This is a genomic window from Frateuria sp. (assembly GCF_035943815.1).
Taxonomy (GTDB): Bacteria; Pseudomonadota; Gammaproteobacteria; order Xanthomonadales; family Rhodanobacteraceae; genus Frateuria_A.
This window is the reverse complement of record NZ_DASZBU010000012.1, coordinates 41,462-54,784: the sequence shown is the minus strand read 5'-3', so window position 1 is coordinate 54,784 and position 13,323 is coordinate 41,462. Positions and strand designations below refer to the sequence as shown.

Annotated in this window: 11 protein-coding genes; 7 read left to right on the top strand and 4 right to left on the bottom strand. The window is 71.1% G+C overall.

All coding sequences use genetic code 11. From position 1 onward, the window contains the following. Positions 1-61: 61 nt before the first annotated feature. Positions 62-457 (top strand): MAPEG family protein, encoded by a 396-nt coding sequence (locus tag VGU65_RS07720; protein WP_327474356.1) that lies wholly within the window; start codon positions 62-64, stop codon positions 455-457. Positions 458-539: 82 nt separating this feature from the next. Further along, positions 540-1,334 (top strand): CPBP family intramembrane glutamic endopeptidase, encoded by a 795-nt coding sequence (locus VGU65_RS07715; protein ID WP_327474354.1) that lies wholly within the window; start codon positions 540-542, stop codon positions 1,332-1,334. A 26-nt stretch (positions 1,335-1,360) separates the two neighbouring features. Here VGU65_RS07715 and VGU65_RS07710 read toward each other — a convergent pair whose 3' ends face one another. Then, positions 1,361-1,945, bottom strand: coding sequence for a Maf family protein (locus VGU65_RS07710; RefSeq protein ID WP_327474352.1), 585 nt, complete (start codon positions 1,943-1,945; stop codon positions 1,361-1,363). 185 nt (positions 1,946-2,130) lie between these two features. Here VGU65_RS07710 and VGU65_RS07705 point away from each other — a divergent pair, with 185 nt between their 5' ends. Beyond that, positions 2,131-3,636, top strand: a complete 1,506-nt coding sequence (locus VGU65_RS07705; protein WP_327474350.1) for a GGDEF domain-containing protein — start codon at positions 2,131-2,133, stop codon at positions 3,634-3,636. On the opposite strand, the gene VGU65_RS07700 is transcribed toward VGU65_RS07705, so the two are convergent. The 3 genes from VGU65_RS07700 to VGU65_RS07690 form a co-directional block, all read right to left on the bottom strand. Beyond that, positions 3,626-4,075, bottom strand: coding sequence for a GNAT family N-acetyltransferase (locus VGU65_RS07700; RefSeq protein WP_327474348.1), 450 nt, complete (start codon positions 4,073-4,075; stop codon positions 3,626-3,628). The two genes, VGU65_RS07705 and VGU65_RS07700, sit on opposite strands and share 11 nt — an antisense overlap. Positions 4,076-4,200: 125 nt before the next feature. Then, positions 4,201-5,790, bottom strand: a complete 1,590-nt coding sequence (locus VGU65_RS07695; protein WP_327474346.1) for a GMC family oxidoreductase — start codon at positions 5,788-5,790, stop codon at positions 4,201-4,203. Positions 5,791-5,799: 9 nt separating this feature from the next. Further along, positions 5,800-7,515 (bottom strand): AsmA family protein, encoded by a 1,716-nt coding sequence (locus VGU65_RS07690; protein ID WP_327474344.1) that lies wholly within the window; start codon positions 7,513-7,515, stop codon positions 5,800-5,802. Positions 7,516-7,694: 179 nt separating this feature from the next. Between VGU65_RS07690 and VGU65_RS07685 the strand changes: the two genes are divergently transcribed. The 4 genes from VGU65_RS07685 (at position 7,695) to VGU65_RS07670 (ending at position 13,273) form a co-directional block, all read left to right on the top strand. Further along, entirely contained in the window at positions 7,695-8,237 is a 543-nt protein-coding gene (locus VGU65_RS07685; RefSeq protein WP_327474342.1) for a DUF4142 domain-containing protein, read from the top strand. A 96-nt stretch (positions 8,238-8,333) separates the two neighbouring features. Further along, entirely contained in the window at positions 8,334-8,669 is a 336-nt protein-coding gene (locus tag VGU65_RS07680; protein ID WP_327474340.1) for a hypothetical protein, read from the top strand. Positions 8,670-8,674: 5 nt separating this feature from the next. Next, entirely contained in the window at positions 8,675-9,775 is a 1,101-nt protein-coding gene (locus VGU65_RS07675) for a DUF1615 domain-containing protein (RefSeq protein ID WP_327474338.1), read from the top strand. A gap of 99 nt (positions 9,776-9,874) precedes the next feature. Continuing rightward, positions 9,875-13,273, top strand: a complete 3,399-nt coding sequence (locus VGU65_RS07670; protein WP_327474336.1) for a trifunctional glycoside hydrolase family 18/polysaccharide deacetylase/glycosyltransferase family 2 protein — start codon at positions 9,875-9,877, stop codon at positions 13,271-13,273. The last annotated feature ends 50 nt before the right edge of the window (positions 13,274-13,323 follow it).

Here is a 13,323-nt window from a genome sequence, read left to right as displayed (position 1 = left end):
GGTCGTCTCCCGCACGTGCACAGCCGCTACAGTAGGCGTCCCATCCCTTGCGATCGATGCCATGACCCAGCACCTGCCCGCCCTGGTCACCCTGCTCGCCATGCTGCTGCTGTTCGGCACCGCCTTCGCGGTGGGCCGGGCGCGCGGACGCTATGGCATAGCGGCGCCCGCGACCAGCGGCCATCCGGCATTCGAGCGCGCCTTCCGCGTACAGATGAACACCCTGGAGGCGGCGATGCTGTTCCTGCCCACGCTGTGGCTGGCCGCAAGCTACGGTTTCGCGTTCTGGGCCGGCATCGCGGGGCTGGTCTGGCTGGCCGGGCGGATCTGGTACGCACTGGCCTACCTGCAGGAGGCCGGCAAGCGCGGTGGCGGGTTCGTCCTGGGCATGGCCGGGTGGGTGGCGACGCTGGTCATGGCCGCGTTAGGCCTGGGTCGGGTGTTGCTCGCCGGCTGACTGCTTGACCGCGCCGTGCCTCGCACGGCCAGAGCGGTCACCGGCCGCACGCCCGTCCTCTCCACGCAGGTTCGCCCGGCCGATGTCCTCCCGCCACCTCCATCCCTCGCTGCACGACGCGCGCCTGCCGCACCTGGGCAGCGCCGTCGGCATGATCGTCCTGTATTTCGCGCTGCAGTTCCTGGCCAGCGGGCTGGTGGGGCTGGGGCTGGGCTTCGCCCTGGGACTTTCCGGTACCGGTCCGGTCGGCGTCGCCTCGCGCATCAAGGCGGCATTGGCGCAACCGGACACCAATGCGCTGATGGTGATCCTGACCCTGCTGCTGGCCGCGAGCGTGACCGTGGTGCTGGTGCGACGGCTGTGGCCGGCCGCCTGGGCGCATGGCGCGCCGCCGGGCCTGGGCCTGACCCAGCCCGGCCGCCCGGCGTTCTACCTGGCGGCGGTGGCGCTCGGCCTGGCCTTGCCGATCGCCGGCGGCTGGCTGACCCGCTGGCTCGCGCACGGCCACGAGGTCACCCAGGACGTCAAGCAGATCGGCGGCGCCGCCTCGCTGGCGCTGCGCCTGCCGATGGCGCTGGTGGTGGTCAGCCTGGGGCCGCTGGTAGAGGAACTGCTGTTCCGCGGCGCCCTGCTCTCGGCGCTGCTGCGGCGCATGCACACCGGCTGGGCGGTGGCGATCAGCTCGCTGCTGTTCGCCTGCGTGCACCTGCCCGACCTGGGTTTTCTCTGGTATGCCGTGCCCAACCTCGCGCTGCTCGCCGCCGCGCTCGCCTGGCTGCGCCTGCGCTCGGGTTCGCTGTGGCCCGCCGTGGTGGCCCATGGCGTGAACAACCTGCTGGCGGTGACGGCGTGGTTCGTGGCCTCGTCCTCCGGTTGAACGAACCCTCAGCTCCCGGTACGGACTCAGCCTGACTGCATTCCGAAACCGCGAAGCAGGCGCGCGGTTTCGAACAGCGGCAAGCCCATCACGCCCGAATAGCTGCCCTCCAGGTGCTCCACCAGCGCGGCGCCACGGCCCTGGATCGCATAGGCGCCCGCCTTGCCGAAGGGTTCGCCGGTGGCGACGTAGGCGGCGATGGTGGCCTCGTCCAGCCGTGCGAAACGCACCTGCGAAGTGCACAGTTCGCCATGCGCCCGCGCAGCGTCCAGGCCCCACACGGCCGAGATCACCCGATGGGTGCGCCCCGAAAGTCGCCGCAGCATGTCGGCTGCCTGCGCCGCATCGGCCGGCTTGCCGAACACCTCCCCGTCCAGCACGACCTCGGTATCCGAGCCGAGCACCACCGCGCCCACGTCCAGATGCTTCGCCTGGCCGACCGCGACCAGCCCCGCCTGCGCCTTGTCGCGGGCGACGCGGCTGACGTAGTCCTGTGGCGACTCGGCCGCGCCGCGCAACTCGGGCACGTCCACATCGAGCACGACGGGGGCGAAACCGAGCTGCTGCAGCAACTCGCGACGGCGGGGAGACTTCGAGGCGAGGTAAAGCATTGCAAGGCCAGGCCGGACGGGCGCCCAGCATAGCGGCAGGCACGCACGCCCTCGCCGTGGCCGGGCAGGCAATACCGCCTTGCGGGCGTTGTGCCGGCCGGCGCCGGTCCGCACAATCGGAGAGGCCCGGTACCCGCCGGACAACACGCGGCGTTCGGTCCGCGCACAGACGTAGGGACCCTCGCTTGAAAGTACAGAGCTGGACGCCGAAGTTCTACGCGCCGCTCCTGCTCGGCCATCTGGGCGTGCTGCTGTTCGCCGGCGAGGGTTCGGTCCTGGCCTGGAGCTACGTCTGCGTGCTGGCCATGCTCGCCTTCACCGCGCTGCTGTGCTGGCGCCGGATGCGCCTGGGCGTCAGCCACAACCGGCCGCTGTGGGGCCTGCTGCTCGGCGCACTGCTGGCCCAGGGCGCCGCCTTCGCCCTGCTGCTCGTCGACGCCTTGCAAAACCCGCACGGCACGCTGGTCGCCTTCGATCCGACCTTCTACTTCTGCGTCGGCAGCTTCGCCCTCATCGCCGCGGCGGCCTACAACCCGCTGACGCCGATGCGCCGCTGGACCACCGCCATCGACGGCGTGCTGGCCTGCGCCATCGTCGGCCTGTTCTACCTGATGCTGCGCCGGCTGCTGGTGGCCGATGCGACATCGCCCGCCACCGCGCGCTACGTGATCTGGCTGTTCGACGCGATGGGCCTGTTCGTGGCCTTGTTCGCCACCTTGCGCTTTGTAGCCGCCCGGCGCGCGGACGAGCGGCGCTTCCATTTCGTGCTGGCTGCCTTCGCCTGCCTCGACGCGGTACTGCCGGCCATCCACAACCGCTTCAGCTTGCTGAGCGACTCGTGCCTTCCCGAATGGCTGCTGGGGCTGCCTTTCGTCGCGCTCGGGGTGATGCTGAGCCGCCGCAACACCGTGTGGCTGCGCGGCTACCAGCCCTCGCGACGCACCCGCCAGGTGGCCGCCAGCCTCGCCCCGCTGATGCTGAGCCTGGCGCTGTGCCTGCTCGGCTTCGCCCAGCTCGGTCGCGACCGTCCGCTGGCGATGGGCGCGCTGATCCTGGCGGTGGCCGCCTACGGCGTGCGCACGACCGTGCTGCTGGGCTACCACCAGGCGGTGGAAGAGGAACTGCGCAATCTGCGCCGCGACCTGCACCACAAGAGCGTGCGCGACGAGCTGACCGGCCTGCTGAACCGTGCCGGCCTGCGCCAGGTGCTGCGGCGCGCCTGGCAGGTCGCCGTGCGTGCGCGCCGGCCCTTCGCCATCGCGGTGGTCGACGTGGATCATTTCAAGACCTTCAACGACACCTACGGCCACCTGGCAGGCGACGATTGCCTGTCGCTGGTGGCGCATGCCCTGCGCGCGGAGGCCGGCATACAGCCGGGCGTGGTGGTCGCGCGCTATGGCGGCGAGGAATTCGTGGTGCTGCTCAGCGGGCTGGACAGGCCCGGGGCCGAAGCGGTGATGGAACGGCTGCGCGCGCACATCGAATCGCTGCAGATCCGGCACCTCAATACCGGCCAGGGCGTGGTGACCATCAGCGCAGGGCTCGCCGTCATGGCCGCAGGTGCTTCGCTGGCGAGCGAAAAGCTGCTGCGCGCGGCGGACGACGCGCTCTACGAGGCCAAGCGCGGTGGGCGCAACCAGGTGTATTGCGCCGGCGCGATGCCCGCCGCCGCGCCGGCGGTCAAAGCGTGAGGGTGTACTCGCAGAACTGCCGGTCGCGCTGCCAGCCCAGCGATTCGTAGAGTGCCTGCGCCGGCGCGTTGTCCAGCGCGGTGGAGAGCGACAGGCTGGCCGCGCCCAATGCGCGCGCCTGCGCCGCCGCCTCGTGCAGCAAGGCGGCAGCCACGCCCTGCCGGCGCGCCGATGCGGCCACGAACAGGTCGTTCAACAGCCAGGTGCGCACCATCCGCACCGAGGAAAACAGCGGATAGAGCTGGGTGAAGCCCAAGCCCGCGCGCTGAGCATCGCAGGCCAGCAGGATCAGCGACTGCTGGTGGGCGAAGCGCGCGCCGAGGAACGCCCGCGCGCCGTCCGGATCGGACGGCTTGCCGTAGAACTGCCGGTAGCCGTCGAACAAGGGCACCAGCACGTCGAGGTCGTGCACCGTGGCCTGGCGGACCTGGAAAGGCATGGGAGCTCCGAGATAGGGCGGAAGTGCGAACGTATCGGCCTGCAGGCCGGCGCACAAGTCGGGCTCAGGCATGCATGCATCGCCGCCACGAGCAATCCCCAATGGCCCGGCCGGCGGCCACGGTTTCAGCCCAGCTCCTCGAGCACGAACGCCGCGGCACGCTCGCCGATCATGGCCGACGGAGCCTGGGTGTTGCCGCTGACCAGCGCCGGCATGACCGAGGCATCGGCCACCCGCAAGCCTTCCACGCCGCGCACGCGCAGCCGCGGATCGACCACCGCCCGCGCGTCGGCGCCCATGCGGCAGGTGCCGACCGGGTGGTAGATGGTGTCGGCGTGCGCGCGGATCAGCGCGCGCAGCCCGTCGTCGTCTTCCGTGCCGGTGCCGTACAGTTGGCGGCCCCGGTAGGCGGCAAGCGCCGGCGCGGCGAGGATGCGGTGCACGATGCGCGCACCCTCCAGCAGCAGGGCCATGTCCTGCGGCGCCGAGAGGAAATTCGGATCGATCAGCGGCGCGCTGACGATGTCGGCACCGGCGAGCCGCACCCGGCCCCGGCTGGCCGGACGCAGCACGCAGACATGCACCGCCATGCCGCTGGAAAAGTGCATGCGGCGGTTGTGGTCGTCGACCATGCCGATGCAGAAATGCAGCTGCAGGTCCGGCCGCTCCAGTTCCGCGCGACTCTTGATGAAACCACCCGCTTCGGCGGCATTGCTGGTCAGCATGCCCTCGCCGCGGGAGCGGTAGGCACCGATGCTGCGGGCGATGCGAACGATCGTCGCCGGGTTGTTGCCGATCAGCCCGCGCGCACGCACGCGCAGGTTGACCGTGTAGTCGATATGGTCCTGCAGGTGCTCGCCCACGTCCGGCGCATCGTGCAGCACGGCGATGCCCAGCTCGCGCAGGTGCGCGGCCGGGCCAATGCCGGAAAGCATCAAGACCTGTGGCGAGCCGATCGCGCCGGCACAGACGATCACCTCGCGCCGCGCCCGCCACGCGCGATCACCGATCTGCACGCCGATCGCGCGTCGCCCTTCGAACAGGATCCGCCGCGCCGGCCGGCCCGCCAGCACGCGCAGGTTGGGCCGCGGCCGATCGAGGTAGGCACGGCCGGCATCGAGGCGACGGCCGTCGCGCTGGTACACCTGGTACAGGCCCACGCCCTCCTGGCGCGGTCCGTTGAAGTCGTCGTTGCGCGGGTAGCCGCACTGCACGGCGGCTTCGACGAACGCGCGGCTGAGCGGGCTGGGCGAACGCAAGTCGTCCACCGCCAGCGGTCCACCGGCGCCATGCCACTCGTCCGCACCGCGTGCGTTGTCCTCGATGCGGCGGAACACCGGCAGTACGTCGCGCCAGGCCCAGCCGGCGCAGCCCTGCGCGGCCCAGCCGTCGTAGTCCTGCGGCTGGCCGCGCGTGCAGATCATCGCGTTGATCAGGCTGCTGCCGCCGACACCGCGCCCACGCGGGACGTAGCCGCGGCGACCATCCAGTTGCGCCTGGGGCACGGTCTGGTAGGCGTAGTTGTGGCGGCCACGGAAAGGCACCAGCGCCGCGATGCCGATCGGCACGCGGCTCAGCCACGAAGGCGTGGCCGGGCCGGTCTCGACGACTACCACCGATGGCGCGCCGGGAGAATCGGCCAATCGTGCCGCCACCGCGCAACCGGCGGGGCCGGCGCCGACGACGATGAAATCGGCGGTGAGCTGGCTGGACATGCGGATCCTTCAGTGGCCGGCCGGCTGCTTCGGCTTGGGCTTGAGCACGTTTTGCAGCAGATCGTTCAGCATCCCTTGCTTGCCGGTTTCCGCCGGTTGCCCGGCGGCAGGCTGGGGCGCCGTACCACCCAGGCCGGCCTTGAGCAGGCCCGTCGCCGCGGCCGGATCGAGCTGGAAGCTGGGCGCGCTGGCGGTGCCGCCCACACGCACGCCGACGCCTTGCGCGCTGGCGCCGCCCAGCACGCCGCCGAGCACGCGGCCGGCCTTGGAGTGCCCGAGCAGCCCGGCCAGGCCCTGGCCGCCGGCGGCACTGCCGGCAATCGCCTGGTCCAGCTTGACCAGCATGCGGAAGTCGAGCCGGCCGTCGGCGGCCATGCCGCCCTTGCCGGTCATGCTGCCCAGCTGCGCGACCTGCGCGCTGGCCGGATCGGCCTGGATGCCGGAGGGCGAGATCGTGAGCGCAGCTTCCGCGTGGCGGATCACCGTGTCCCTCGGCGCGTTGATGCCGGCCAGCGCCAGCGCGCCGCCGAGCTTGGCACCCAGGCTGTAGCCGGCCAGCCGCGTGTCGTCCAGCGACACCGGGCCGCGGATCACCAGCGCATCCAGCGGGCCGCGCACGGTGAGGTCCATGCTCGCGGTGCCGCCGCTCAGGCGCGAATCCTTCGGCAGCACCACGCCGAACACCGGCAGCAGCGGCTCCAGGTCGTCGACCGGCTGCTGCTTGCCCGCCACCTGCAGGTCCAGGTGCATGACCGCCGGGCGGTTGTCGATGCCGCCGGTGATCGCCAGTTGCGCCTTGCCGGTGGCCAGCGTCGCGGACTCGATCTGGCCGGTGCCGGCGGTCAGCCGGTAGCGCGCCTGGTAGTCGATCCGCAGCGGCTGCGGCGAGGGCGAACCGGCCTTCACCAGCTGCAGCTTGCGCGCCTCGATGCGGCCCTTGGCGGTGAGCACGCCCTCGGCCGAGGCGAGCTGGCTGTCCAGGTCGAGCACCCCGCCGACACCGCCGCCGCGCGCCATCAGGCCGGTGCCAACCAGGTCGAGGTCGTGCATCGCCAGGTGTGCGTCGATCGGCGTCAGCAGCGCATTGCTTGCGTTCCACGGCCCGAGCGTGCCCTCCAGCGCCAGCGTGCCGCCGCCGGCCAGCGCGGCGTCGAGCTTGAACGGGAACGCCGCCTGCGTGCCGACGTGGGCGGCGCTCAGGCGCAGCTGGCTGTAAGTGCGCAGGTCGCCCGCCGCGCCGCGCAGCTCGATGCGCCCGTCATCGATGCGCAGCCGGTCGACCACGAAGGCCGGCGCGGACGCCGGCGCGGAAGGTGCCGATGCGGGGGTAGCTCCGCCGCCGCCGAGCCGGGCGAAATTCCAGCGGCCGCTGCGGTCCTGCAGCAAGCGCACCTGCGGCTGCTCTAGCGTGAGCGAGGTCACGTGCAACTGCCGATGCAGGAGCAAGGGCCACAGGCGCACGCCCAGCTCCAGCGAGCGCGCGGTGACGAAGGGCTGCGTGCCGAACGCGGGGTCGTCGCCGATGCGGATATCGTCGGCGTCGAGCGAGCCGGACCACACCGACATCTGCAACTTGCCGATCGCGACTTCGCGTCCGAGCGCCTTGCCCAACGAGGCCTGCACCTGCGGCCGGAAATGGTCCGCATTCACCAGGAGCAAGGCGCCAACCACCAGCACCACCAGGACGAGCACGACGGCGAGGACACCGATCAGCAGGCGTTTCATGGTCGCTATTCCGAGGGATCGGGGCGCGCGGGCCGGATCCGCGGATACTAGCGCGGGCGACCGGCGCCGGCCGCGAAGTAGCGCAACCGCCCAGCGTCGGCCCCGCTTTCACGGGCCCTAGAGCCGCCGTTGCCGGCGCCGCGGCTAGCGTCGGGTTTCCCGCCCGCCGGAACCGCGCCATGATCCCATCCTCTGTCACGAGCTTTGCCGCCCGCATCGGGTTCTGCCTGGCCCTGGGGCTGCTCGCCTCGGCGCCGCCGGTCCGCGCCGCGGATACGCCAGCCGCGCTCGACGCCGCCGGGCAGGCCTTCGTCGCCAAGGCCACGGCCGACAATTCGATGCAGATCACGCTGGCGCAGGTGGCGCTGGATCGCTCGCAGTCGCCCAGGGTGCGTGCGCTCGCCCGGCGCATCATCGACGACCACAAGGCACTCGACCGCAAGTTCACCGCCGTTACCGTCGCCCGCAAGGCACAGGGCCAGGCGCACGGCATCCCCAACCGCGACATCATCGAGGACAAGCTGCAGCTGCAGAACCTCAAGGGCGACGCGATGGACAAGGCCTTCGCCGGGATGATCGTCAAGGAGCACCAGAAGATCATCCCGCTGTACGAGCGCGCGGCGAAGGACGAGCACAACCGGTCGTTGCAGAAGATCGCGCGCGAAGCACTGCCGCTGCTGCGCGCGCACCTGGAGGACGCGCGCGCCTTGAGCGGCGGCTGACCGGTGGCAGCGGCCTGGCAGGGCCCGCCGGATGTCGGGCCCTGGCTGAACCGGTCGGCGCGGCCCGGCTGGCCATTTGGTCCCGAGCATCGTCGAATGGCGGCTGCCTCGACCGTGAGCCACCGGGTGACCAAAGACATCCACCGCCTCCATCGACTGCTCGGCCGGCTGGAACGCCGGCTGCCCGCCCGGATCGCCCTGCCGATACGCTGGCTGCGCGCGCCCTCCTCGCGCTGGCTGCGCATCCCGGCAGGCGTACTGTTGGTCCTGGGCGGCATCTTCAGCTTCCTGCCACTGCTGGGCCTGTGGATGCTGCCGCTCGGCTTGCTGCTGCTGGCGCAGGACCTGCCGTTCCTGCGCCGTCCGACGCGCCGCACGATGATCCTGCTGGAGCGGCGCTGGCTGCGCTGGAAGCGGCAGCGGCGCAGGTGACCGGGATGCGATCTGCCCTCGCGCTCGCCTGCGTCGCGTGCCTGCTGGTTCTGCTGGGCGGCTGCGCCCGTCCCCGCGTGCAGGCGCCGCAAAGCCGGCCGGCCGAGGTGCGCGCGCAGATCGTACGCCTGCTGCCGGCGGACACGCGCGACCGCGCCGGCTGGGCGACCGACCTGTACGCCGCCTTCGCCGCGCTCGACATCCCGCCCACCGATGCCAACCTTTGCGCAGCGCTGGCGGTGGCCGGGCAGGAGTCGGGGTTCCAGGTCGATCCCTCGGTGCCCGGCCTGGGCCGCATCGCGCGCGCCGAACTCGACCGCCGCGCCGCGCAGCACCACGTGCCGGCGTTTCTCGTGCACGCCGCGCTGTCCCTGAAGTCGCCCGACGGGCGCACCTACGAGCAACGCCTGGCGACGGCGCGTACCGAGCGCGACCTCAGCCGCCTGTATGAGGATTTCATCGGCATGGTGCCGCTGGGCCGGCGCCTGTTCGACGACGACAACCCGGTGCGCACCGGCGGCCCGATGCAGGTGAGCGTGGCCTTCGCCGAAGATTTCGCCAGGGCGCATGGCTACCCCTACCCGGTCGAGGGATCGATCCGCCACGAGGTGTTCGGGCGCCGCGGCAGCCTTTATTTCGGCACGGCGCACCTGCTCGCTTATCCGGCCGACTACCCGCAGATGCTGTACCGCTTCGCCGACTACAACGCCGGCTTCTACGCTAGCCGCAACGCGGCGTTCCAGAACGCGGTGGCGATCGCCGCAGGCATTCCACTGGACCTGGACGGCGACCTGCTGAGCTACCAGGGCGGTACTGGCGCCACCGAAGCCGCGGTGCGCACGCTGGCACGCCGGCTGGACATGGATCCGGGCGACATCCACGACGCCCTCGCCCAGGGCGAAAGCCCGGACTTGGTCCGCACCGACCTGTACCGGCGCGTGTACGAGCTTGCCGAGCGAAGCGCGGGCAAGCCGCTGCCGCGGGCGATGCTGCCGCACATCCGGCTGGAAAGCCCCAAGATCACCCGCAAGCTCACCACCGCCTGGTTCGCCCACCGCGTCGATGGCCGCTACCAGCGCTGCCTGGCGCAGGCGCACGGCGGATGAGCGGTCGCGTCCCGGCGGCGTGCAATTGCTAGGCCACAGTTCACCGGTTTGCGGCGACAATTTGCACTGCCCCCCCCCTACGTTGGCCCGCGAGCAGGCATGCACAGGAAACCGATCTTCTATGACCCCACGGGCCGCCGCGCCAGCCGCGTCTCGCGCTTCGGCCTGGCGCTGGCCGTGGTCAGCACCTTGCTGGTGGTCGCCTGCGCGGTGAGCCTTTTCGTGGGGCCGAGCCTGGGCGTGCTGAGCCTGGGCCGGCACGAGCACGGGCTGCACGCCAAGGCCGCGGCGCCGCAATTGGTGCGGCCGGCCGAGAAGCTCGCCGCCGAGGTGCGCGCACGCGAGCGCCAGCTTCGCCGCCGCACGATCACCCGCACCGGCCAGGCGCACACGCCGCCACCGTCGCTGGACCGGCCCGGCGACCGCCCGCTGGCGATCGGCTTCTACGTCAACTGGGACGACAGCAGCTACCCCGCGCTCAAGCGTGCGCTGCCGACGCTGGACTGGGTGATCCCCTCCTGGCTCAGCGTGAGCGGCCCGGACATGGCGCTGCACACGGCGGTCGACGCCAAGGCGCTGAACCTGATCCGCCGCAACAAGCCCTCCATGCCGATCCTGCCATTGCTGCAGAACGCGGCGAACATGCAATGGGACGGCGCGGGCCTGGCCAAGCTGCTGGCCGATCCCGCGCGCCGCCAGGGGCGCATCAGCGAAATCGTCGGCTTCCTGGCCGCCTACCATTTCCAGGGCATCACGGTGGACTTCGAGGACGTCCCGCCGGAGGCGCAGGCGGACTTCAAGACCTTCCTCGGCGAACTGTCCGACGCCTTCGCGCCGCACGGCTGGGGCATCGTGCTGTCGGTGCCGTTCGACGACGAGAGCTGGGACTACAAGGGCTTCGCCGACATCGTCGACTTCGAGCTGCTGATGGCCTACGACCAGCACTGGGCCGGCAAGGACCCGGGCAGCATCGCCGGCCAGGAGTGGTTCGAGCAGACGCTGGACAAGCGCATGAAGGAGCTGGACCCGGACCAGACCCTGGTCGCGCTGGGCAGCTACGGCTACGACTGGGCGACCGGCCGCACCGCCGAGGCGCTGACTTTCCAGGACGCGATGGACCGCGCCAAGGATGCCCAGGCCAGCATCGACTTCGACGCCGACAGCGAGAACCCGCACTACTCCTACAGCGAGGATGACGGCACCGAGCACCAGGTGTGGTTCCTCGACGGCGCCACCGCCTTCAACCAGGTGCATGCGGCCGACGGCTACAAGCCCTGGGGCTACGCGGTGTGGCGCCTGGGCTCGGAGGACCCGTCGATCTGGTCGGTGCTCGGCCGTCCGTATGACGCGCCCGCGCCGAAGGAACTGCAATCGATCGACGCGGGCCAGGACATCGACATCGAGGGCCAGGGCGAGGTGCTGCAGATCGCCTCCTCGCCCTCGCCCGGCACGCGCACCCTCGAGCTGGACAAGGACGACGGCAGCGTCGACGACGAGCACTACACGGCGCTGCCCAGCTCCTACGTGATCCAGCGCGTGGGCACCGCGCCCAAGCAGATCGCGCTGACCTTCGACGACGGCCCGGACGCGGAGTGGACGCCGCAGATCCTGGACATCCTCAAGGCCAAGCACGTCCCGTCTACTTTCTTCATCATCGGCGAGGCAGCCGAGATGTCGCCCCGGCTGGTGCAGCGCGAGATCGATGAAGGCCACGACGTCGGCAACCACACCTTCACCCATCCCAACCTCGGCGAGATGCCGCCGGGGCTGGTGTCGCTCGAGCTAAACGCGACACAGCGGCTGTTCGAGGCGCTTACCGGCCGCTCGATGCGGCTGTTCCGCGCGCCCTACTTCGGCGACGCCGAACCGACCACCGCCGACGAATTGGTGCCGATCCAGATTGCGCAAAACATGGGCTACATCTCGGTCGGCCTGCACATCGACCCGGACGACTGGCAGCGCCTGCCGGCCGACCGGATCGTCGACAGCGTGCTGGCGCAGGTCGCCCACCAGAGCCCGGACCGGCAGAGCCGCGTGGTGCTGCTGCACGACGGCGGCGGCGAGCGCTCGCAGACGGTGGCGGCGCTGCCGCGCATCATCGACGGGCTGCGCGCGCAGGGCTATCAGTTCGTCACCGTGTCGCAGCTGGCCGGACTGACCCGCGACCAGGCCATGCCGCCGCTGCCGCCCGGCTCGCTGGCGCGCTGGGCCGACCGTTCGGTGTTCCTGACGCTGGGCTGGTTCGGCCATTTCCTGCGCTGGCTGTTCATCACCGCCGTGCTGCTGGGCGTGGCGCGGCTGCTGGTGCTCGGCGGCCTGGCGATCGCCAACTGGATCCGCGACCGGCGCCGCCATGCGCCAGCCGGCGACTTCGCGCCGCGCGTGTCGGTGCTGATCCCTGCTTTCAACGAGGAGAAGGTGATCGCCAGCTCCATCGGCCGCATCCTCAAGAGCAAGCACGTCGACCTGGAGGTGGTGGTGGTCGACGACGGCTCCACCGACGCCACCGCCGAGGTGGTCCAGCGCCAGTTCGCCGACGAGCCGCGCGTGAAGCTGATCCGCATCCCCAACGGCGGCAAGGCCAACGCGGTGAACACCGCGTTGCGCGCCTCGCGCGGCGAGGTGGTGGTGGCGCTGGACGCCGACACGCAGTTCGAACCGCACACCATCGCGCGGCTGGTGCGCTGGTTCGCCGATCCCAAGGTCGGCGCGGTGGCGGGCAACGCCAAGGTCGGCAACCGGATCAACCTGATCACGCTGTGGCAGGCGCTGGAATACATCACTGCGCAGAATCTGGAGCGCCGTGCGCTGGCGGCGCTGGGCACGATCACCGTGGTGCCAGGCGCCGTGGGCGCCTGGCGGCGCGCCGCGCTGGAGGCGCTCGGCGGCTTCCCCGGCGACACCCTGGCGGAGGACCAGGACCTCACCCTGGCCGTGCAGATGGCCGGCTATACGGCCTTGTTCGACAGCACGGCAGTGGCATGGACCGAGGCGCCGGACACCGCGCGCGGCCTCGCCCGCCAGCGCTTCCGCTGGGCCTTCGGCACACTGCAGTGCCTGTGGAAGCACCGCCGCGCCACCTTCAATCCGCGCTACGGCGCGCTGGGACTGGTCGCGCTGCCGCAGGTGTGGCTGTTCCAGATCGTCTTCTCGGTGGTCTCGCCGCTGGTCGACCTGTTGATGCTCTGGCAACTGATCGCCACCGGGCTGGACTACCTGCAGCACCGCGCGCAGTTCAACTACGACAACCTGGAGAAAATGGCGGTCTTCTACGCCGTGTTCATGGCCGTGGACCTCGCCGCCGGTGCGCTCGCCTTCGCGATGGAGAAGAAGGAGAAATGGAGCCTCTTGTGGTGGATGGTGCTGCAGCGTTTCGGCTACCGCCAGCTGATGTACTACGTGGTGGTCCGCTCGGTTTGGACGGCCATCCGTGGCCCGTCGGTGGGCTGGGGCAAGCAGGAGCGCAAGGCGACGGTACAGGCGCACGGGCACGAGTAGCGATGCGCGGCCGCCGGGCCGGTGAACCGTGGCCGGCCGCCATCGCGTGT